A 22,889-nucleotide genomic window follows, 5' to 3' on the forward strand; every position below is an offset into this window, starting at 1 on the left:
GCCCTATTATCCCTGAAGGTTGTATCCCTACGGTTTCAAACCCCCGTTTAATAGGTCCACACGGGTATTTCTTTCCACTGGGCTTTAAATGTCTTTAATATTTGGATTACAAGTGATGAATTGAAACGGTCCACCATTAAAACGCCTTTGCCCAATTTCAATGCATTGATTTTGCTGATTATCCCAGGATATTCCTTGACAATTCTCTCCCCATCCTTTTTGTAGGTGGATATTCCACCATAAAGTGCCCGGTTAAGTTTATTCCTATCATTCTGGTTCATCTCGGTGGTGTCATAGGTCAGGATAATACGTGACTTTAATTGCACACTTTCTGCAGTTATATCTACCGCCTTACCATGGAGGAGAACACCTTCCCCACTCATTGCTGCATTAATCTCGGGATTATTCCCCAACTCTTCAAGGGTGATCTGTTCCGTTCGGAATTTCCCAGCCACCAGATCATTAACTTTCTGGATAGAAGATTCTGATTTAACAGAATGAACCACAATTAGATCAATATCATTTAATGTTTTGGAAGCAGCAGCACCAGGGTACATTACAGATACGACCCCTTTTACCTTCTTTATTTTCCTGGTGAGTTCTACGGCTAATTTAAAATCCATTATCCCCTCTCCTCCTAAACTAAGCGTGAAAAGCCACTTAAATAAATCATCATAATTTATTTAGGTAACTGGAAGAATCACATAAAATCCTCTCTGTTATATTGATACACTAAACCATAAGTAAGTTTCTTTATAATCACTAACTATAAAAATACTTAAAAATTTTTAAAAAAAATATCTAAAAAGAATTATTCTAAATGGATATTCTAAATGGACATTCCAAAACGGATTATGGTGGGAAAAATGAATTATGGTAGATAATCGAATATAAGCAAATTTTAGGGGCAGTCCAGTTCCCGTACGAATGGTTTGATATCCAGGACAGGGGACTGGTCAAGGGCGTCAAGCCACCTCACAGTTAGGATATTCCCTTCTTTTTCCACAAGTTCCACCATACACAATCCCAGGGGATTTGGCCTCACCGGTGCTCTGGTGGAAAAAACCCCTCGTTTCTCTTTTCTCCCGTAAGGAACCACCTTGAGAGAAACTGAATCAGCACGATCCATCCAGTAAATCACCATCAAATTCTGGTAATTCTCGATTCCTTCCAGTGCCTCTTCATAATCTTTGAAAATAGTTATCGTACTCAATTCATCAGAAAAACGACCCTGATGAGGAGATCCCTTCTTATCCTTGAAGGGGGAATTAACCAAACCTATGGCATTCAATTTCATGATGGTAACCTCCCACAAACCCATGGTATTCAGTGCGATTAACCAATAAAAATTCACTGCTAAATTCCAGAATGTTGGATTTATTTTAGTTTCAGATTAAATAAATAGATTATGAAGTTTAAATAAGATTATGATCTAAATAGATGGATTTAGAAAAGGAGTTATGGATTATTTTTGAAATGATTTTTTTTAAAATTTAGGTTATAATAACTGATTAACAAGTGTTAAAAGATGACTGTCATATCAATGGAGAATCCCGCAGGGATTGTAGAATGGGGAGTTTGGTTGGGCCCTGCGGGTATAATTTTAGGGAGGCAATTAGTAAGATATTGCTATTGCTTCTCCATTGATCGTGGTTTAATAAAGTATTTGCACATTAAGCTTGTATAACATCCCTTATATAAGTTACGGAGACCTAATTAAATTTATATTACAATATTAAGGCCTAATAACAAAAAAATTATTTCCTGAGAATCTTTTTGCCAATGAATAGTTTTGATGAATAACACCTAAAATTGATGAACCCCCAACACTGATACTAGGATTGAATAATACTGATACTACGATTGATACTAAATTTTCAGAAGGTGCCCTTAATACGGAGTTATCCACTAAATTTATCAAAGCATAATCAAATTCAAAAAGTCTAATTCATGATAAAAGCAATTTAATAGAAAAAATAATAAAAAAGGAAATAGTAAAGTTATCATTTCGGTCCTTTAATTGAGTTATGCACCTATATGCTTGTTTTAATGGATAAAGTTACTGCATACTCATTATCAGTTATGGTTTTAAGAGATCCAGGGTAAGGATCAACATTCACCAGTTTAACGGAGTATCCTGCAATCGTCTTCTGACTCTGGGTTTCATTTGAATTTAAAGTGAGGTTAAAAACATCTTCATGGCTTTGGTCTAGCTCTAAAAGGAAAAGTGCTTTAACCTGTCCGGGCCAAACACAAACCGTTCCTTCAGGACACCTTGAATCCTCAGTAACATTTAAAAATGTTATTTTTATATTATCGGGTTCAACAATGGCTGTTTGGTTTATGTTAAGCTTGAAAGATGTATTCAGCGAAGTATAAATCGGATTGCTGTGAGTGTTATAGATATCCAATTGATCTGCATAAAAAACACCAACGGTAACAATTAATATCATCAAAATGAACAATACCAGATAAATTGCTTTTTGTTTCATTTTATCAGGATATTTTAGGTTTTAAGTATTTAATAAACAATTTCATCAATGGCAGATAATAACAAAAATCAGTGCAAATTAGTTAAATAATTTTTAAGACTATTGACTGGTGTCATTTTTAGATTGACCCTCAGCCAGAATTTTTTTAATATTAAGAAGTCTTTCACTATTTAAAGATTTTATGGTGGATTTTTCAGGATTATCTTTACTTAATTTTCTTAATATACCAACACCCCCTTCTGGGAATAATTTTATTTTCACTCAATCTTAAAAGTTAATGTGACATAATTCACAAAAAAATAAAATTGACAGCTTGATTTTTACATACGTAAAGTAAGTTAAAATGAAATTTAAAAAAACTAAAATCAGTTGAAAAGCTAGTTAAAAGGTTGTAAAATGATATTTTAGTCTAATGAATATTCCATTTTCAATATATATCACACATAAGTTCCTCTGGAGGTTCTCTAAGAGATAGTATAACTTTAACGACACATATGAGAGTCAGTAATCCGAGAATTAGTGATCCTGGGAGTATTGACCCTAAAAATCCAGTGCAGATGACCAAAATTATCAGGATGTAATAGGGAATTCTAAAATAGAGTAAAACCCTGCTTACGCACTCGTGCCAGTTGAAGGAAGATAAAAATATGAAACTCAGTGCAGTTAATGCCAGGGCCAGGGACCCACAGAGAAGCCATACTTCTGATGAGGATAGAACACTCCCTAATCCATGGGATATGACGTGTTTTACTCCCATGGCAGTGGCAACAATTCCCAGTAAAAGTGGGAAGTGTGCATAGAGCCATAACTGATATCGGCCAATTTCTTCACCTTTTTCCTCAACACGAGCCTCTGCACCCCGGGCTTCTTCAAAATATCCCCACCATATACTAAATGCAACAATGAACCCCATGAGGCCAGTAATTCCAGTTTCTAATGTTAAACCCAGTGTTCCAATCAAAAATACAATACCCACCACTGCTTCACCAATGAGGATAATGGTTAATAGCCCAAACCTCTCCGGGAGATGAGTGGGATGGAGAGGGAACTGTTGATGTATTTTCCCGGCAGTTAGAGGTGTTAAAAGATCTACCACTATGGCCATTCCCCACAACAGGAAACGCCAGGGTGCAGGTGTGAATGCGGAAACTCCCCAAAGCCCGGCAGCAATTCCAAACCCAATACTGTAATGGTGAGTGAGTGCGCGGGCTTCCGGCACAATTCTCCCGGCCCTTAGGTACTCTGCAACTAGCATGAACCTTAAAATTGCATAGGAAATAGCGAACTCCGGTCCTGTTGCTCCAAGGGCATCTTTAGTATTTATAGCCATGATGGCCACCACGATCATTTGCGCCATGGTATAAAATCTGTGCATGAAATCATCAACACCAAAACGGCTGAGGTAGATGGTATGGCCAAGCCAACCCCACCATATGGCAAAAAATAGGGGAATGGACTGGAGGAATGTGGTAAAAGAATAATTGGAGTTGAGATTTGAGGCTAAAAGGGACACTGCTGCCACGAAGATGAGATCAAACAGAAGTTCCAACCAGTTAGAATGTCTTTCTTCCGATTCGTCTTCAAAATATAGCCGTGGAGGTTTGATAATGTCCCTTCTGAGCTTCATTATTTTAAACCCCATAATAAATTCATTTATTTTTAGATAAATAAGGATTATATATTTCTTTTAAATAAAATATTCCTTTATATATTTCATTTGTAATTTTTACATATTTAAAATCGTTTTTAGTTATATTTTCCAGGAGGTATGAAAGGATGTTATGAATTATTATGTAATTCAATTATCTGTTTTTATAAAGTAATATTATTTTTCCAATGACAATATTATTTTAAACCCCATTAACGTATTTCAAAACAATAAATACTGTTTTTAAAGAGTATTGATTTTCACCAGTTTTTAATTTGAAAATTACCCGTACATAATATAAGAATTTTTCTCGAAAATTGAATGTATTATAAATTAAAAAGGTTTAGATTAAAATCAAGATTTATTTGAATATTAAAAGAGATTTCAGGGAGTTATTGGTTATTTTTTTAGTATTTTTATTATTTTCTAATACATTACCCTATCCCAATACAAATATTTAAATATCATGTTGTCATAAGATGTAATTAGGTGAATTAAACGACCATAAGAATCATATTATGATCTTATATGATCATAATATGAACCTTGAAATTCATGCCTTTACAACCGCCTCCGTAAGGACATGACATGGCATCGTCCCAGAGGCCATTTAGGCCTCAGGGACCTTATTTCTCCTATATCTCTGTTTTTTCAATGCCTTCTTTTAAGTGTTGTATAATCCCTTTAGTTATAAGCTATTTATAGTAATATACAAACTATTTTGTCTTTAAATTCATGTTTTGTAATCCAATAGTAATTTTATCATTAAAAACCTCTTCAGTGATACTAATAGTCATTTTATGGGGTTTTAAAATACATTTTATCATTTTGAAAAAATAAAAACAGACGGGAAAAATAATATATTAAATTTATATTAATATTTAACTTATTTTTATTATAAAACAATATGAAAAGATTTATGTATCATGGTGTTTTAAGATGGATTAAGGTGATTGAATATGACTGAACATAATAAACAAAAATACACAAGTTCAATGGATGTGGTGGATAATAACGGTGATCTCCTGGGAGCTGTGTGTGTTACACCATCAAAGGAAATTGGTAAAAGAGATATCCTGTTAATGGATGAAAAGGCAGGAACACAATCAGTCAGAAGCACTACTGAATTAATCAACATGCTCTCCAAAAAAAATGTGCCTTTTGATGAAAGAAAAATGGTATTGGATTTTTTAGCCGAAAGACTGAGAGTTTTAGAACAAGAATTAGCAATCAACACTTTAAAATCATTGAAAGAACCCAAAAACAATAAATAGTGGCATTGATATTTTTTTATCAAAAAACCTCCCATAAAATCAGACCACGAGCCCTCAAAAAGCTAAAAAGGGCTATTAAGAACTAAAAAAACCAGCCTAAAACATAATAATCTCCCTTAAAACCCATAAATCAACATTATACTCATTTACAATTAAAATGAATTATAAATGAATCCGGAGGAGGGGTCTAAGTTTACCGGGGACACTAATCAAACTACGCAAGAAAATCCAGAATTAATTGGACTGGATGCTATAATCAACTGTTCACCATTACCTCAATTTGTGATTAACAGGGATCATAAAGTTATCTACTGGAACCAAGCACTGGAAGAATACAGCCAAATCAATGCCAGTGATGTCCTCGGGACAGATAAACACTGGAAAGCATTTTACAACTCAAAAAGACCATGTATGGTTGATTTATTGGTGGATGAGGATATTGAAGGGCTGTCATACTGGTTTTCTGATAATTGCAAAATGTCCCAATTGGTTGAGGGGGCTTATGAAGTTGAAAAATTTTATCCCAAGATGGGTCTGAATGGTAAATACTTACATTTCACTGCATCCGCTATTAAAGACCATGATGGTAATGTTATTGGTGGTTTAGAATCATTTGAAGACATAACTCAGCGTAAATTGGCTGAAAAGGATCTCCAGGAAAGTGAACATAAATTCCGGAGCCTGGTTGAAAATCTCAATGTAGGAGTTTACCGCAACTCAACTGATCCTGATGGTTATTTTATCCAGGTGAACCCTGCATTTGCCCGAATGTTTGGATATGACTCCACCAGTGAAATAATGGAAATTAAGGTTATGGATTTTTACAGGGACCCTCAACAGAGAAGACTGTTTTTAGAAGATTTAAAGAGGGACGGATCGGTTACTGGCCGGGAATTACATCTTAAAAAGAAAGATAACCAGCCCATATGGGTTTCAGTATCAGCACAAGCACATTATGATGGAAATGGTTCCATTAACTGGGCTGATGGGATAATAGAGGACATTACCCATCGTAAACTTGCTGAAAAAACACTGCTAAAAAGTGAGAAACGATACCGTTCCATTGTGGAAAACATCAACGATGGTTTCTGTATCCATGATTTTCAGGGGAATATAACTGACTGCAATGAAAACTTCGCCTTGATGCTTGGTTCGACTACCGAAGGGATGATTGGAACCAATCTGGATGAGTTTAGCAGCACTGAAATGATGTTTGAAAAGAATAATGTGATGGGGGAACTAAAAAACAAGGGAATCGTTGAATTTGATGCGGATTTTAAACAAAAAGATGGCACTATATGCTATTACAACATCAAGTCAAGTATTGTTTCGTTTGAAGGCAATGGTCGGGTGCATAGTTTCCTTAGAGATGTGACCAAACGTCGCGAAATGGAAGAAATACTCCATCAAAGTGAAAACACCGCCCAGAAACGTCTCTTTGAGATTGAGGCTATTTACAATTCAGCACCAATAGGATTATGTGTTTTAGATCGAAAACTGCGATTCGTGCGTATAAATGATCGTATGGCGGAAATAAATGGTTTTTCCTCAGAAGAACATATTGGAAAAACTATCCATGAAATAATACCGGATCTAGCTGAACAGGCTGAAGAAGCAGCTAAAGAAATCTTCGAAACAAAAAAAACAGTTGGAAGCAGGGAATTTAATGGTGTAACTCCTGCCCAACCAGGTGTTCTCAGGACATGGTTAGAAAAATGGTACCCTCTTAAAGATTCTTCCCATGAGATTATAGGCATTAACGTGGCAGCACTGGAAATAACTGAAATTAAAAAGGCCGATAAAGCCCTTAAAAAATCTGAAGAAAAATTACGTCTGGCTATTGAAGGCGCAGACGCAGGAATGTGGTTATGGGATCTTGAAAATGACATCTTTGAATGGACTGATCATTACAAAAATATTTTTGGAATAAATCCGGATCCTAACATGTCTTACAATGACTTTTTAAACTCCGTGCACCCTGATGACCAGGAAACAGTTAATAATACTACTCAAAGGACTTTACAGTACGGGGAAGATTTTAAAGTAGAAATGCGGACTATCTGGCCAGATAGATCAGTGCACTCGGTTTATTCCATGGGAAGACTGTTTTACGATCTGCAGGGGAAGCCTAAAGAAATGATAGGTATTGCCATTGACATCACCCCCAGCAAAATCGCAGAACAGGAACTCCAGGAAACATTAAAACAGTTGAAAAGATCCAATGCAGAACTGGAGCAGTTTGCCTACGTGGCAAGCCATGACCTCCAGGAACCTCTTAGAATGATAACCAGTTTTCTACAGCTCCTGCAACGTCGTTATGAACACCAACTTGATTCTGATGCCGATGAATTCATCCAGTTCGCTGTGGATGGAGCTGCCAGGATGCAGGAACTGGTAAACGATCTTTTAGCCTATTCCCGGATTGAACGTAGAACTGGTAAGTTTGAAGATGTGGATACTGAAGATATTCTAAAACAGATAACATTTGACTCCCGACTGTTAATTGAAGAAAATAATGCAGATATCAGTTATGATAACCTTCCTGTGGTACACGCTGATTATCCTCAGATGGTACAGGTTTTTCAGAACCTCATTAGCAACTCCATCAAATACAATAACCAGGAAAGCCCCATCATTCACATCTCTGCAGAAAAAAAGGATAGTGACTGGGTTTTTAAAGTTGAAGATAATGGTATAGGGATTGATCCCAAACATGGAGAACGGGTATTCAAAATATTCCAGCGTCTCCATGGACGGGAAGAATACGGAGGAACCGGTATTGGTTTAGCCATTGTTAAAAGGATTGTTGAACGACACGGAGGGATGATCTGGTATGATTCCCAGCCAGGCAAAGGATCTACTTTTTATTTCAACATTCCCCAGGGAGATATGAAATTATGAAATATAAACTAGTTACAGCGGTGGAAGTGCTGCTGGTTGAGGATAATCCTGGAGATGTGCGTTTGATCCAGGAAGTATTCAAAGAAGCAAAAATTAGAAACGTGCTACATGTGGCACGAGATGGCGAAGAAGCAATGAAAATGCTTCACCTGGAAGGCGAAAATCCTACCCGGCTTCCAGACCTGATATTGCTGGACTTGAACTTGCCAAAAAAGGATGGGCGGGATGTTTTAAAGGAAATTAAAAAAGACGATAGCTTGAAATGTATTCCAGTAGTGGTTTTAACCAGCTCCATCCGGGATGAGGATCTGATTGAAACTTACAAAAATAACGCCAATTGTTACATAGCAAAACCAGTAGACCTGGACCAGTTAATCAAGGTGGTTCAAAATATTGGCGAATTCTGGCTGGACATTGTAAAATTACCACCCCGATGACAGGATTTATAATTTGGAACCAAGGAAATGATAACTCAGAGTAATACAATAATGATAAAAGAAATCATTAAAGATAATAATAAGAGATAAAAAGATCATCTGTAAATAAAAAGATCATCTGCCATAGATGTAAATGATTAAAAGAATAATTAGGCGATATTATGAGAATTAAAGAACCTATTAACGTTCTCCTGGTAGAGGATAATCCCGGAGATGCGGTGATTATAAATGAAATGTTCAGGGAGATCCCTCAGATTCAATTCAATATTTTCCATGCACAGCGTCTTTTGGAAGGACTAGATGCACTCGGTGAAAATGATTTTCATATAGTCCTACTGGATCTTCAATTACCCGACAGCCAGGGTATTGAAACCTTTAATCATATACACAATCAGGCACCAGAAATACCCATAATAATACTCACCGGACTGGAAGATGAGGATTTTGCCATAGATATTGTGGGTGAAGGTGCCCAGGACTATCTGGTTAAGGGACAGGTGGACAGCAAGTTACTGGCCCGATGCATAAACTATTCCATTGAACGAAAACACATAGAATACCAGTTAAGGGAAAGTGAAGAAAGGTACCGTTTAATGGTGGAAAAAATACATTCGGGAGTTTTTTTTGTTGATTCCAGGAATCAGTTAAGCTATGTAAATAAACAAATGGCCAGAATGCTGGGTTTTAAGGTGACTGAAATGCTCAATAAAGACATTTCCCAGTTCACCAATCCCGAAGGAGAGTCCTGCTTCAAAAAACACTTACAAAAAATCAAAAAAGGGCAGGAATACCGGAAAAAATTAGCTCAAACCTATGAATTGGAATTCTTAAACAGGAACGGTACCAGTATCTGGGTTTTAGTATCCACAAACCCATTGTTCAAGCCTAACGGCGAATATTTAGGTGCGATTTCTATTATGACCGATATCAGCTCGAGGAAGGGGATTGAAAAATCGTTGATGGATGCCATGATTGAAAAAGACCGGGACTTCTTTTTGATAATGGGGAATATGGTGGAAGCTATGAAACCCCTCATTCACAATAGCAATATGAAAAGTCAGGTTATGGATGAATTTGATGATAAATTCACCTAAGGATGAAGTGATACTGCAATTTCAATTAAATTTCTTAAATAACCATCAATGATTTCTTAGAATAACCATCTTTCTTAGAATGACCCATCAATGCTGATCCCCTTTAGATCCCCTACCTATAATTTTAGATTATCATATCTTCTTTTCATATGAAACCGTGCCAAAGGATATAATAATCGTTGCAACCAGTTAAAATTATGGAAGGCACCAACATAATTCAATGGATCACTACTACCATATACCCTATCCACGATCCAGGAATAATCTCCAGTTAATTCCCATAAAAATCTATTAACAATACTCGACTTCAGTTTATTTTTAAATTCCTTTCGTGCCATTTCCCCATAATCTTTATTATGGATAAGGGCCTTTGCAGCAAGAAACCCAGAAGTAACCGCACTTCTTATGCCAAAACCCCATAAAAGATCCTGAATTCCTGCAGCTTCACCCACAAATAACCTTCCCTTCCTTTTGAAAATATTCTGATTGGAAAAACAGCCCACACCCCCGGAAGAATATATGTTTGTGGATTTCAGACCAGTTAATTCCTTAAAAACCTTTTTTGTATTGCTGAAGCACTGGTTAAGAAGATGGAAATCATGGAATAATACTGTGGAAATAGTCCCATATCCTCCAGTCACTAAAAGATAGGAGTAACCCTTAAATGCCAGATGATCATTGACCAGGGCCAGGGCCACATCATCCATATCTGTCTTGAAAACAACACCCCTGGCTGCAGCGAATATTTCCCTGGCAATGGGACCGGAGGCAATAATATTCACATCATCATATGGAATTGTCTCACCAAAGTGAATGTCAACCCCCAGATCCAGTGCCTGCTCCTTTAATCCATGATCCAGAGTTCCCTCCAGAGGACCCCTTTTCACCAGATAAAAAGCAGGTCGGTCCAGATGGAAATTCCAAAACTTATCTCCATCAGAAAGAGTAAAACTTTTAAAGGGAGTATAATCAAAGTTAAACTTGATATTCATCTTTTTAAAGCTTTTCAGAATATCTTCATTCACTGTCCAGTTTTCCAGTCCCTGAAAATCTCCCTTGAAACGCTTGCCCACATCTTGATTCTTTTCATAGACAGAAATCGGGAAACCCTCCCTGGCAAGATTAATTGCAGCAGATAAACCTGCTGGACCTGCACCGAGAATGGTTACCCTTCTCATAGCTAAAAATTTGTCAGAAGTTAATAAAAAAATTTTTTATAAAAAAATATAATAAATCATAATATCAAAATGGGATTATGATTATGAATGTTATGTTGTTATGAATATTATGGTTGTTATGAATATTTAATCAATAGAGTTTGAATATTTACCCGGAAAAATCCGTCCATAAGCTAAAAGTTTATATTGTAAAACAGCAAACTATTGTCTTAGTCCCTTGGTGTAGTGGCAATCATGTGAGACTCTGGATCTCGCGACAGCGGTTCGACTCCGCTAGGGACTATCCTTTTTTCATATCCTTTGCAATTTTTTTATGTCTATTGGAGTCATAGATGCCTACCTATTTCATAGATCTAAAAAAAAGATAAATCTCGTCTTAATAAGATAAATCTCGTCTTATAAGATAAATATCGTCTTATAATCTAAAAAAACCAGATTTCTTCAGTTAAATAATGATTATTATAAGAATTTAGTTATAAATTATTATTGGAATTAAAAGATAATTGTAATAATTTAATCTGAAACTAAAATACGCCCTATAACTGAGATTATGGAATACACCCATAACTGAGATTATGGAATACACCTATAACTGAGCATATACACCTATAATAATTCAACCAATCTTAAAAGATAAACTCCGTAAAAAGGTAGTATAATAAGAGTCTAGCTATACTTGCTGTTTGGTTAATGATTTTTCATTGTTGATTAATGAATGATTTTTCATTTTAAGGTTTTTAGTGTCATTTGGGATTTTGCAACCCTTCATCATCACCCATTATACAACCATCACTACTTATTACACAAACCATCACACCATTTTACACAAACATATAAACGAATAATTGAACAATCTAAAATATAATAAACAAATATGAATGCTGCTTTAAAATCATTGGTTTATACATTTAACAGAGGATTCTTAAATGAAAGGTGAAGATGTTTGTGATGTTCAATGCATCAACGAAGACTCAGTAAAGGAAGTTAAATCACAAATGCTCGATGATGAAACCTTTCAAATGATTTCTGACAATTTCAAAGTACTCAGTGATCCCACCAGATTAAAAATACTCTACGCCCTCATACTGAAAGAAGTTTGTGTCTGTGACTTAGCTGCAGCCCTGGAGATGACAGACTCTGCAATATCACATCAACTCAGACTATTAAGGCATAGAAATCTGGTTAAATTCCGTAAAAAAGGAAAAATGGCCTATTATTCCATTTCAGATCAGAGAGTTATTGACATGATCCAAATGGAATCAGAACTCATACCACTAAATAAAATGGAATCAAAACTCACCCACTAAATAAAATAGAAATCAAAACTCATAACACTAAATAAAATAGGAGTCAAAATTATACCATTAATGAAATAGGATTCAAAAACTTACCATTGATAAAATAAATGAATTATAAGCTAAATTTTTTAATTGATTACATGCATAATTTATAAAAAAATAGAGAGAATAATAAAAAAAATATCATATGAAACTATAAAAAACAGTCATATATAGTAGAATGGGGCTTGAATTGCAAGAATTTGGGGGGATAATGAATATTTGGAATAAAAAGGAAATGTTTGATAATAATTTCCTATTTAAAGAGGTAATTTAATGAAATGGTATTTAGTTATACTGGCAATTTTCCTGCTGATAGTAGGTTATGCATATGTTTCGACCATGAATGGTCCAATCACACCAGAAGGTAGACTGGCATTTGTAAAAGTCGCCAATCCGGACATGTACCCGGGACACCTTCACTCCCAAATGCTGGCTAGATATGCCAATGAAAGTGGTTCCAAATCCATTCTGGTGGTGCACTTTGCCGGTGACTCCAATTACCGTTGCTACAATGAAAGTGGTGTAGAGATACTGGAACTGGCCTTCGTGGACACACAAGGTACCGGTGCTGAAGGAGCAACCAACTACTGGGATTCACTTAAAATAGCATTATTCGGCGCTCCAGAAGGAAGGTACCAGTACAAAACAGATGGTAAGGTATTCACCAACCTTGATGATGCCCTGAACTATCTATACGCCCTTGCCAAAAAGAACGGTCAGAACGGCCCAATACCCATGTACTGGCACGGAACAGCCCGTAAAGACAATCCCATGTTTGCTCAAGGGTGCGGATTCCCATTATACTTTGACATTGTACGAAAACAATACGGAATCATACCAGCCTATGTTTACACTTTAAGAGGAATGGTGATGCCCTACTTCAAAGACCCCTATGCCACCTTTGAACTGCAACACGCCTCAGAACTGCAAAACTACTACCAGGAAGGTATGATAAACTTCAAATAAAAAAAAAGGCAATGAAAGATGATTCACTCTCCTCATAGGAGGAATCATCTGGTTATTTTTTTAAAAATCCCCGAATTTATTTTTAAACTAATATTTTTAACCAATAATTTTTTTTAAACCCAATAATATTCACTCAATTACCTTAAAACTCAATTAACTTCTTTTTTTGTCCATTCCCATTTTCTCCAATGCTTCAAATATAAAACGGGGCCTGCATCCATATTTTACAATGCATGATCTAACCTCTTCTTCCTCCACATCCGGGAAATTGTTTAGAACTATTTGCACAGTTTCATCTTCAGAATAGGATATCCGGATTAACTCAAAAAAAAGGTTCATTAAAAAAACAAAGATCTGCGAAAGTATGCTGAAATCAGTGAGTAGATCGTATTTCACACCCCTGAACTTGATCATGAATGCTGTTTGTATCACCACGTTAACCTTCTCCAGATCCCCCCGGTGTTTTAAATACTCCCTGAACACTTTTAAATAAAATGGAAATGCTTTGATCCCATTATTTTCTGTCCAAAGGCTTAATCCAAACTTATTCTCATCTAAAAATTCAGAGTCAAGGACTTTATCTGCCAGTAACACCGCATCATATTCGGCAACTTTCTGATAAATTTCTTCATCGGTTTTAACCCCCAGATCCAATCTGAGGGTTTTAAAAAACTCACAGAACACTTCTGAAGAATTCATATTCATGTTATCCAAAAAAAGGGTGGGATCGTAAACATTAAGGTCCAGGATCTTCAGGGCAGAATAGATATTGGCGGATTTACCAGTACCAGGAGTCCCGATTATTAAAACGAATCTCCCCTTCCGATTTTTCAGACTGCGGAACATACGATATATCTTCCGAAACGACCTGGTGAATACAAAGTCATTACTGTCCCCTTCTGACTGTACCCTATATTCTGCCATGTTATTATTATGAGTCCATTAATATAAATCCACTTATCATTGATTTACTCACTTAAGGGTAACTGAATCCAGATAGAATAAGTGAATGATCCCAATCAGGACCACCCCAAAATAATAATTTAATACTCTTTAATAATGTATGTTTTTGTAATTTACAGCTAATATAAAAGAAATTTAGAAATAAAGGAAATATTTCCCACTGCAATCAATATTAACTCCCCATATCATCTAAATTTTTATTCTTAAACTTTATTTACCCAACAATGATTCTATAAATCTAAATTTATATGTTATACTTACTATTAAACCTTTTTTTTGGACGGTTTTTTATAAAACTTTATATTACCATATTATGGATTGATATTCATGGATATCCTTGGAATATTTGAAATTCTTTAGTTTTAACCATATATATTCTCAAAATATCAGTTCCAAAAAGAATACATTCCATGATGTTCATTGAAAATAGAATTCAAAGAAGAAAAAATCTCCAATAAAGCCATTTAGGATTTTAAGATATTTTAAGGGGTTTGTTGGAAATTGGAGCGGTAAACATGATAGGTCGAGTGCTTAAAGATTTAGGTAGAATTCAAGGAGTAAACGGATCACTGGTTGTTGGAAAGGATGGGTTAATCATTGAAAGAGATGTTTCTTCAGACATTGATTCAGAACTGGTAGGGGCCATGTCTTCAGCTGTTTTTGGTACAGCAGAACGATCCTCAGAAGAGATGAAACACGAAAAACTCCAACAAGTCATGATAGAAGGTAATAAAGGTAAAACACTCATGATAGATTCTGGAGATGCAATTTTAGCTGTCATTACAGACACAAATATAAATCTGGGATTAATACGCCTGGAGATGAAAAGAAGCTCAGATCGCATAGTTGAACTGATCAAAGGGTGATCAAATGCCAGAATATAGCAATTACAATGAATATCTAGAAAATATGGGGTTAATCCTAAAAGAAGGTGCCAGTATCCTATGTTTAAGCCCTGGATCTGAGATTAATAGACCTGGGCCTTTTTGCGAAGAAAGGAAGACCCTGGTTTCTGCCAATTCTGTGGGTGCCTTGAGATCGATTATCATTACTGGAAGTAAACAGTTTGGAATGGGAACAATTGGATCCATACTCAGAATAGCCGGGGGTGAGTTTTCAACTCTAAGAGCCACCCAAATGATGGAATCAGGGGAAATTGAAAAAGGAAATGTTCAAAGCTGGCTAGACCTGGTTAAATTCGATTTTAAAAACTGGGGTTATGGTATTTTAACCACAGAGAGTATTGAAGATGAAAAAATCGTGGTTAAACTTGATGAAAGTATGAGTTCTGCCGGGATACCCAACCTGGGTAAAGCAGTATGTTACTATGAAGGTGGACGAATTACAGGAGGTCTATCTAAGGTAACCGGTGAAAAATGGCAGTTTGTAGAAACAAACTGCTGGGGAGTTGGAGATGACTTCTGCAGATTCGAAATAACCAAGATTTAAATTTAAAATTAGATTAAATTCATATTTAACTAATTTTTTTAAACTTGCAACCCCTTTTTTTAAATTGCTTATTGAGATTACTTTTCCCACTGAGATTTAATTTGGGATTACTTTCCACTGAGATTTAATTTGGGATTACTTTCGCATTGCAATTTATCCTAAGGATTACTTCCTATTGAGATTTTATTCTGGGGAAAATCATTTCCCATTGGGATTATTTTATTTATTTTTAGGTTAAAATGTGAATCTTAGAATAACTACCTGTTTTAACCTCTAAATTTCACTTAGAACCAAGTATTATAATTTATAACAATTATTGTCACTAGAAAAAATATTTATCCGAAAAGTTTTAATAAAGTAGAATTTAAAGATACTATACGTCAAAGGAAGGATATTTTGTCTTCTATAATTTATAAAGCTTATTGAACACCTTTATCAAAAAAATAAGACATATATAACCATCAAATTGGAAAAGAATCTATTATTAGCTCATCACTTAAAAATAACGGTGTTTATTTATGGAAACTGTTAACATTCTCATCGAGGCCTTGCCCTACATCAAAAAATTCCACCAGAAAAAGATCATGATTAAATACGGTGGCCACGCCATGATCGACGCTGCTGCCAAAAGTTCCACAGCCAGGGACACTGTTCTCCTGAAGTACGTGGGAATGAAACCCATCGTAGTCCATGGGGGCGGTCCTGAAATCTCCCGTTCCATGAGCAAACTAGGCAAAGAACCCAAATTCATCGGAGGCCTGCGTGTGACAGACCAGGAAACCATGGACATTGTGAAAATGGTCCTGGTGGGTAAGATCAACACCGAAATCGTTGCCAACATCGGCCTCCACGGAGGTAAAGGAGTTGGACTCTCGGGTAAGGATAACCTGCTCCTGAAAGCCCGGAAACGCTCCCCTCAAGTAGTGGTGAACCAGGAAACTGGTGAAGAACAGATGGTAGACCTGGGACTTGTGGGGGAAATTGAATCCATCAACCCTGAAATCCTGGATGTCTTAACTGAAAACAACTACATACCAGTTATAAGCCCCATAGGAGTGGATGACCGGGCTGAAACCCTGAATTTAAACGCCGATACTGTCGCGGGTGAAGTTGGTGGTGAAGTAGGAGCAGAAAAACTCATCATACTCACCGATGTGCCTGGCATACTGCGCGACCCAACTAACAAGGAAAGTCTCATTAAAAAGGCCACCATAGCTGAAGTCATGGAACTTATTGAAGACGGAACTGTCCGTGATGGTATGCTGCCCAAGGTCCTTACCTGTATAAGCGCCCTGGAAAATGGGGTTAAATCAGCCCACATAATCGATGGTAGGGTTAAACACAGCATACTCCTGGAGATATTCACCAAAAAAGGTATTGGGACCATGATCACCAAATGAATTCCATTTAAAATTTCAATTTTTCTTTCTTAATATTTTTTTAATATTCTAAGGCTCATATAATTACTAAAATTAAAGGGCTTCATATAATTACTAAAAGCCCAAAAAAAATCCAGAATTAGATTTATCCAGAATTAGATTTATAGGAAGATATTATAATAAAAACGGGGAATTGCATGATTAAAATAGCCATAGTAACAGACGGCCCTTACGGTGAACGGGCCTATGCAACCATAAAGGAAGAATTTGACTGTGAATACATTGTAATGGAAGCCCCGATTTCCTCTTTTATGGACGAGATCGATCTTCCCCCTGAAACCATGGCCCGTCTGGAAAAGGCAGATATTGTTCTTACCTATGTATTACACCCGGATCTCGCCCTTGACCTGGTGGATGCCCTTCATGATAAGGTAGAGTGGATTATAGTTGGTGCCTGGAGAGGTGAAGGATTCAAAAACCAGCTGGAAAGTTATGGTAATGTTACCTGCCCTGAGAACATGTGCGACCTCACTGAAAATGGTAATCCCATCTTTGATGAATTCGTATCCAAGTTTGGCAGACCTGTGGTCAGGATTAACTGCCAGGGTGATAAGGTGGTTGATGTAGAGGTTCTTCGCTGCTCTCCCTGTGGCAGCACCAGGTTTGTGGCTGAGGAAATGGTGGGTGAAGACACCAAAAACTTGCCTATTAAAGCAGGTCTTAGGATACAGCATTACCCCTGCCGTGCGCCTAAAATGAGACTTTTTACCGATGATGAGTGTAAGAAGGAAATGGCTGCCAACTTCCACAAAGAAGCCTTTCAGGACGCATTAGCCTTTCAGGACGCATTGGACGAAAAGAAAAAAAAGAAATGATTATTCTGATCTGATCCCCTTCAATTCTATGCTAACTACTGCCACAAACTTCTAACCTTGCTGAATCTATTCCTGCATATCCGATTGTGAAATATTATTGATGAACACTGTCTTGATGAACACTGGTCTGGTATTATCACCAGTCCCCTGTTGGGGAAATTCAAGAATAGGAAAATATCCCGGTTTGTAAGCAGCAGAATGGAATAGTATTGCCCGGTGGTTGGCATCTTTTTTTTAAGCCAGTCCTTAACTGGAACCTTTTTTTCATTTTAAATTTTCATTTAAATTTTCTAATTCCAAAATGCTTATACTAATCCAAACCCCGCCTAAAAAAGGACGGGTATACTCCAAAATAAGGAATCATAGCAAGGGTGTATATATTTAATAGGCGAGTTCACCCAAGAAAAGTATGTGAGAACTATGTTAGAAGTAGCAATTATCGGAGCCAGTGGTTACACTGGAGGGGAACTTTTGCGGTTCCTTGATGTTCATGGTGAGGTGGAAGTGGTGGCTGCCACTTCCCGACAGTACGCAGACACACCCATACGAAAGGTGCATCCTCACCTTCATGATCTGGATCTGAAATTTACAGATAAATCCCCTTCGGATCTGGACGTGGATATGGTATTCACCGCCACCCCCCACGGTGCTTCCATGAGCATAGTCCCCCAACTGGTGGAAAAAGGAGTCAAAGTAGTTGACTTAAGTGGAGACTACCGTTTCGATGATATTGGTATTTATGAGAAATGGTACGGTCTCAAGCATGAGCAACCTCTTGATGCAGTTTACGGATTACCTGAAATGTACCGGGAGGAGATCAAAAAAGCTAATCTGGTTGCTAACCCTGGATGTTACCCCACCGGCGCCATCCTGGCAGGTATCCCCCTGGTAAAGGAAGGCCTGGCTGACATCCTGATTGCCGACTCTAAAAGTGGTGTGAGTGGTGCTGGGATTAAACCCACCCCTGCAACTCATTATCCTAATATCAGTGATAATATAGTGCCCTATGCAGTCACCACCCACCGTCACATGCCTGAGATCCAGGAGAAACTTGGTAAATTTGGTGATGTTCGTGTTTCATTCACCCCTCACCTGGTGCCAGTTATCAGAGGCATTATAACCACCTTACACTCATTCCCTAACAGGGAAGTTAGTTCAGAGGAGATTATGGAATTGTATAAAAAACAGTACCATGATGAAACCTTTGTGCGTGTCCTGGATGCTGGTGAAATCCCACGGTTAAGTTCAGTGCGAGGATCCAACTTCTGCCACGTAGGTTGTTTTGAAATTGATGAAAACGGTAGATTAGTTGTTGTTACTGCCATTGACAATCTGGTTAAAGGTGCTTCCGGTGCAGCTGTGGCCAACATGAATCTCATGTGTGGATTCCCAGAAACCATGTCACTGGAAGGTTGCGGTTTACATCCCTAAATAGTACAATTCCCTGAAAAAAAATAAATCTTAAGAATATATTTTTGTGAGGGAGAAATCACCCCTAAAACTTTATAAACTTTGATCCATATATTTTATGAGAAGAAGAGAAAAAAGTGAGAAATTCCATTAAAACTTAGTAAATCCGTTTATTCTCCAGACAAACAGAGATTATCATTATGATGAAGATACAGTCATTGACAATTGAGTTTTGAAAACTTACTAAGTCTGGGAAGACCTTCACTTTATTTAAATAAAACTCTTAATTATTTGAGTTTTGAGGTAAATTTATGAAAACCATGATCCTGTTTTACTCACGGACCAGGAAAACTTCTCTGGTAGCCAAGACACTGGCCCAGGAAGTTAACGCAGATTATTTGGAAATAACCGACCTGAATAATAGAGCAGGGGCCATGAATTATATTAAAGCTTCAGTGGATGCTTTCCGTGAGAATAAAACTTTAATAAAACCCGAATCAGTGGATCTCACTGATTATGATCTGATTTATCTGGGAAGTCCCACCTGGGCGGGTAAACCAGCACCAGCAATGATAACCCTCATTGATCAGTGCAACTTCCAGGGTAAAGACGTTATTCTCTTTGCCACCATGGGAGGGTCCGGAGGCCAGAAGGTAATTGAACGAATGCAAGAGAAAATAGAGCCCCGTGGAGGGCGTATGATCAAATCATTCCAGATTAAAACCGGTAACAAAAAAACAGAAGAACTCATCGAAGATGTTAAAACCATTGTCAAGGAGGAAGACCTCCCCATATACGGAATATGATCATAATTGAAATGACAATATTATTAAATGAATGTTTAACAATAGATGATGTGTAACAATCAGTTATACGACTGATCATACGGAGAATTTCATTGAGAAATATTCCTTATGTGAATTCCTTAAGTGAAATTTAATAAATTCCAAGGGTGAAGATAAAATCCCCTAAGGTTTTAAAATCTCCCTAAGATGACTTAAAATCTACTAAAGTGAAGTTAAATCAAGTGAAGTTAAATCTCTTAAGTACTTAAAATCTCCTAAGTATAACTTGATATATACGTAAAACGTGACGATAAAGACTGGTGATTAAATTGATAACATTTGAAAGGTTACTGGAATCATACAAACCACTCATCGCCATTCCAGTGGTGATCACCATCATTGCCCTGATACTAATAGCCACAATGGGCCTTAATCAGGGTATCGAGCTTAAAGGTGGGACGGTGGCAGTTGTACAACTGGAAAAACCAATTAGTCAGAACGAACTTCAATCACTTATTAGTACGGGTCTGCCCAATCAAACTGTGGATGTTAAATCTGTGAATAATAACCAGGCCACAATAGATATTGTAGGTGACACAGATGTGGTTAAATTATCATCTATACTAGAAGGAACTGGAACTATAACCAGTTATAAATCAGTGGGGGCTGTTTTAAGCTCAGAATCATTGACCCAAATTTATTATGCTCTGGCCTTTGCCTTCATCTTCATGAGCATAACGGTGTTCATCATCTTCCGTAATTTCGTACCCAGTATGGCAGTTATTCTCGCTGCCCTTTCGGATATAATCATTGCGGTGGGTGGGATGAGCCTCTTTGGCATACCACTTTCGATTGCTTCTGTGGGAGCACTGTTAATGCTTATAGGTTACAGTGTAGACACAGACATACTGTTAACCACCCGAATCCTTAAAAGAAAAGAAGGCACCGTAACTGAAAGAGCAATTGAAGCAATGAAAACCGGGTTAACCATGGCCGCCGCAGCCATCGGTTCCATGGCAGCATTATATCTGGTGGTTGTCTTTTTAATACCAGCTGCCCAGACACTGGCGGATATTGCAGCAGTGCTTATCATTGGACTGATAGCTGATGTTCTGGCCACGTGGCTCATGAACCTTGGAATACTGAGATGGTACACGGAGGCACGTAAATGAAGCTCAATGAATTCTTCAAAGACAAAAGAGTAATACTCTTGATCGTGCTGGTTATTGCAAGCATAGGCGCCATCTCCATCTTAGGAATACAACAGGGTTTAGACCTAAAAGGTGGGTCCACCATACAGTTACAACTGGAAAAACCAGTGGACACCGCAACCATGAACACTGTCACAGCGGTTCTGGATAAGCGGTTGAACATTTTCGGTGTTAAGGATGTTAAGGTGTACCCCAGTGGTAACCAGAATGTTATTATTGAGATCGCCGGAGTCCAACCAGAGGACGTGGCCAAGATCGTTGGAAGTAACGGTAAATTCGAGGCCAAGATCAACAACCAGACTGCCCTGGTAGGATCCGACATCACCCAGGTGAAAACTTACCAGGTTACAGGAACCGAATGGCAGGTTCCCTTCACTGTATCCCTGGAGGGTGCCAACCGATTTGCCCAGATTGCTAAAGGTCAGGCCGGAGTTCCGGTGGAAATGTACCTGGATGACCAGTTGATTACTTCTCCAGAGGTTGCCGATGAACTGGCCACTGGTCAGGCATCTACAGATGTGATGATCAGTGGAACGGAAGCCACCAAGGAAGAAGCACAAACACAGGCGAAAAGCATTCACACCCTCTTACAATCAGGTGCGTTACCAGTTAAGGTTAAAATCGTAGGAGTCAGCAGTGTTTCAGCAGAATTAGGTGATCAGTTCATAAATGGTGCTCTTATAGCTGGTGTTTTAGCCCTTCTGGTTATTTCGGCCATTATAATCATAAGGTACCGTAACCCCTTACTGGTTATCCCCATCATGTTAACCAGTATCGCTGAACTTATCCTGATACTGGGAACTGCGGCGGTGATTCACTGGAACATTGATCTGGCAGCTATAGCGGGTATATTGGCTGCCATTGGTACCGGGGTGGATGACCAGATCATCATCACCGACGAGGTGCTCAAGGGATTCAAGGACAAGAAAAAGAGGTCTGGTGTGCGTAAACAGATAAAAAGCGCATTCTTCATTATATTCGCTGCAGCCGGAACCCTTATCGCTGCCATGTTACCCCTGGCATATATCGGGTTCAGCAGGGGAGCCACAGGAATAGGTGTGCTTTCTGGATTTGCCTTCACCACAGTTCTGGGAGTTCTCATTGGAATATTCATAACCAGACCAGTGTACGCCAAATTTATTGAGCTAATGCTGGATACAAGAAAATAGGAACCCAACGTACTCCTATTTTTTCCCTATTTTTTTTGAATACCCCTATTTTTTAAAAATCACGTATTTTCCTATCTATTTTTTTAAACCTCTTTTTAATTCCAGGATTCTTCAAAATTTCAATAATTAACCATAATCCACACAATTACCTAAATTCTGATCCACCCCAGTTTCGTTAGATGTTTACAAGATGAATTTTTTTTATAATAGAAATTTATCAAAATGAATTTCATCTAAAGAATTTTAAATTACCTACTATGGAACTCTAATTATTTAGGACGGGATAGGGGTAAGGGATAATCTTATAAAATATTATCA

Annotated in this window: 20 protein-coding genes and 1 tRNA gene; 15 read left to right on the plus strand and 6 right to left on the minus strand. The window is 37.5% G+C overall.

Annotation, left to right across the window (positions count from 1 at the left end; all coding sequences use genetic code 11):
* Positions 1–47 precede the first annotated feature (47 nt).
* The 4 genes from HY987_RS05505 to HY987_RS05520 form a co-directional block, all read right to left on the minus strand.
* On the minus strand, positions 48–623 hold the full coding sequence (locus HY987_RS05505; RefSeq protein WP_292756433.1) for a hypothetical protein: 576 nt from the start codon (positions 621–623) through the stop codon (positions 48–50).
* A 278-nt stretch (positions 624–901) separates the two neighbouring features.
* Complete coding sequence (gene tsaA, locus HY987_RS05510) at positions 902–1,297, minus strand: tRNA (N6-threonylcarbamoyladenosine(37)-N6)-methyltransferase TrmO (RefSeq protein WP_292756435.1); 396 nt, start codon at positions 1,295–1,297, stop codon at positions 902–904.
* Between the two features lie 736 nt (positions 1,298–2,033).
* Positions 2,034–2,492 carry a hypothetical protein gene (locus HY987_RS05515; protein ID WP_292756437.1) on the minus strand — a complete coding sequence of 153 codons (459 nt, stop codon included), beginning with the start codon at positions 2,490–2,492 and terminating at the stop codon, positions 2,034–2,036.
* Positions 2,493–2,919: 427 nt separating this feature from the next.
* Positions 2,920–4,119 carry a low temperature requirement protein A gene (locus HY987_RS05520; protein WP_292756440.1) on the minus strand — a complete coding sequence of 400 codons (1,200 nt, stop codon included), beginning with the start codon at positions 4,117–4,119 and terminating at the stop codon, positions 2,920–2,922.
* 980 nt (positions 4,120–5,099) lie between these two features.
* Between HY987_RS05520 and HY987_RS05525 the strand changes: the two genes are divergently transcribed.
* The 4 genes from HY987_RS05525 to HY987_RS05540 all read left to right on the plus strand — a co-directional run bounded on the left by HY987_RS05525 (position 5,100) and on the right by HY987_RS05540 (position 9,846).
* Positions 5,100–5,414: a hypothetical protein gene (locus tag HY987_RS05525; protein WP_292756442.1), complete on the plus strand. Its 315-nt coding sequence runs from the start codon at positions 5,100–5,102 to the stop codon at positions 5,412–5,414.
* 168 nt (positions 5,415–5,582) lie between these two features.
* Entirely contained in the window at positions 5,583–8,315 is a 2,733-nt protein-coding gene (locus tag HY987_RS05530) for a PAS domain S-box protein (RefSeq protein WP_292756444.1), read from the plus strand.
* Positions 8,312–8,752 carry a response regulator gene (locus tag HY987_RS05535; RefSeq protein ID WP_292756446.1) on the plus strand — a complete coding sequence of 147 codons (441 nt, stop codon included), beginning with the start codon at positions 8,312–8,314 and terminating at the stop codon, positions 8,750–8,752. Before HY987_RS05530 ends, HY987_RS05535 begins: the two co-directional genes overlap by 4 nt.
* A gap of 161 nt (positions 8,753–8,913) precedes the next feature.
* A complete protein-coding gene (locus HY987_RS05540; protein ID WP_292756448.1) occupies positions 8,914–9,846 on the plus strand; it encodes a PAS domain S-box protein in 933 nt (310 codons plus the stop codon).
* Positions 9,847–9,962: 116 nt separating this feature from the next.
* Here HY987_RS05540 and HY987_RS05545 read toward each other — a convergent pair whose 3' ends face one another.
* Complete coding sequence (locus tag HY987_RS05545; RefSeq protein WP_292756450.1) at positions 9,963–11,024, minus strand: NAD(P)/FAD-dependent oxidoreductase; 1,062 nt, start codon at positions 11,022–11,024, stop codon at positions 9,963–9,965.
* A 211-nt stretch (positions 11,025–11,235) separates the two neighbouring features.
* On the opposite strand from HY987_RS05545, the gene HY987_RS05550 reads away from it, so the two are divergent.
* The 3 genes from HY987_RS05550 to HY987_RS05560 all read left to right on the plus strand — a co-directional run bounded on the left by HY987_RS05550 (position 11,236) and on the right by HY987_RS05560 (position 13,330).
* Positions 11,236–11,307: transfer RNA gene (locus HY987_RS05550), tRNA-Gln, on the plus strand.
* 643 nt (positions 11,308–11,950) lie between these two features.
* On the plus strand, positions 11,951–12,331 hold the full coding sequence (locus HY987_RS05555) for a metalloregulator ArsR/SmtB family transcription factor (protein WP_292756451.1): 381 nt from the start codon (positions 11,951–11,953) through the stop codon (positions 12,329–12,331).
* Positions 12,332–12,637: 306 nt separating this feature from the next.
* Positions 12,638–13,330 carry a hypothetical protein gene (locus HY987_RS05560; protein WP_292756453.1) on the plus strand — a complete coding sequence of 231 codons (693 nt, stop codon included), beginning with the start codon at positions 12,638–12,640 and terminating at the stop codon, positions 13,328–13,330.
* A 153-nt stretch (positions 13,331–13,483) separates the two neighbouring features.
* Here the strand turns inward: HY987_RS05560 and HY987_RS05565 are convergent, their stop codons facing one another.
* Positions 13,484–14,254 (minus strand): hypothetical protein, encoded by a 771-nt coding sequence (locus HY987_RS05565; RefSeq protein WP_292756455.1) that lies wholly within the window; start codon positions 14,252–14,254, stop codon positions 13,484–13,486.
* A 554-nt stretch (positions 14,255–14,808) separates the two neighbouring features.
* On the opposite strand from HY987_RS05565, the gene HY987_RS05570 reads away from it, so the two are divergent.
* The 8 genes from HY987_RS05570 (at position 14,809) to HY987_RS05605 (ending at position 22,571) form a co-directional block, all read left to right on the plus strand.
* The gene (locus HY987_RS05570; RefSeq protein WP_292756457.1) at positions 14,809–15,159 is read left to right on the plus strand and encodes a roadblock/LC7 domain-containing protein; all 351 of its coding nucleotides are present in this window, start codon (positions 14,809–14,811) and stop codon (positions 15,157–15,159) included.
* 4 nt (positions 15,160–15,163) lie between these two features.
* On the plus strand, positions 15,164–15,742 hold the full coding sequence (locus HY987_RS05575) for a 4-vinyl reductase (RefSeq protein ID WP_292756459.1): 579 nt from the start codon (positions 15,164–15,166) through the stop codon (positions 15,740–15,742).
* A gap of 518 nt (positions 15,743–16,260) precedes the next feature.
* Positions 16,261–17,142, plus strand: a complete 882-nt coding sequence (gene argB, locus HY987_RS05580) for an acetylglutamate kinase (protein WP_292756461.1) — start codon at positions 16,261–16,263, stop codon at positions 17,140–17,142.
* 176 nt (positions 17,143–17,318) lie between these two features.
* Positions 17,319–17,996: a DUF166 family protein gene (locus HY987_RS05585; protein WP_292756463.1), complete on the plus strand. Its 678-nt coding sequence runs from the start codon at positions 17,319–17,321 to the stop codon at positions 17,994–17,996.
* Positions 17,997–18,416: 420 nt separating this feature from the next.
* Positions 18,417–19,427 (plus strand): N-acetyl-gamma-glutamyl-phosphate reductase, encoded by a 1,011-nt coding sequence (argC, locus tag HY987_RS05590; RefSeq protein ID WP_292756465.1) that lies wholly within the window; start codon positions 18,417–18,419, stop codon positions 19,425–19,427.
* A gap of 290 nt (positions 19,428–19,717) precedes the next feature.
* Complete coding sequence (locus tag HY987_RS05595) at positions 19,718–20,212, plus strand: NAD(P)H-dependent oxidoreductase (protein WP_292756467.1); 495 nt, start codon at positions 19,718–19,720, stop codon at positions 20,210–20,212.
* A gap of 308 nt (positions 20,213–20,520) precedes the next feature.
* Positions 20,521–21,363 (plus strand): protein translocase subunit SecF, encoded by an 843-nt coding sequence (locus tag HY987_RS05600; protein ID WP_292756469.1) that lies wholly within the window; start codon positions 20,521–20,523, stop codon positions 21,361–21,363.
* Positions 21,360–22,571, plus strand: a complete 1,212-nt coding sequence (locus HY987_RS05605) for a preprotein translocase subunit SecD (protein ID WP_292756471.1) — start codon at positions 21,360–21,362, stop codon at positions 22,569–22,571. Before HY987_RS05600 ends, HY987_RS05605 begins: the two co-directional genes overlap by 4 nt.
* Positions 22,572–22,889 lie beyond the last annotated feature (318 nt).

This window comes from Methanobacterium sp. (genome assembly GCF_016217785.1).
Taxonomy (GTDB): Archaea; Methanobacteriota; Methanobacteria; order Methanobacteriales; family Methanobacteriaceae; genus Methanobacterium.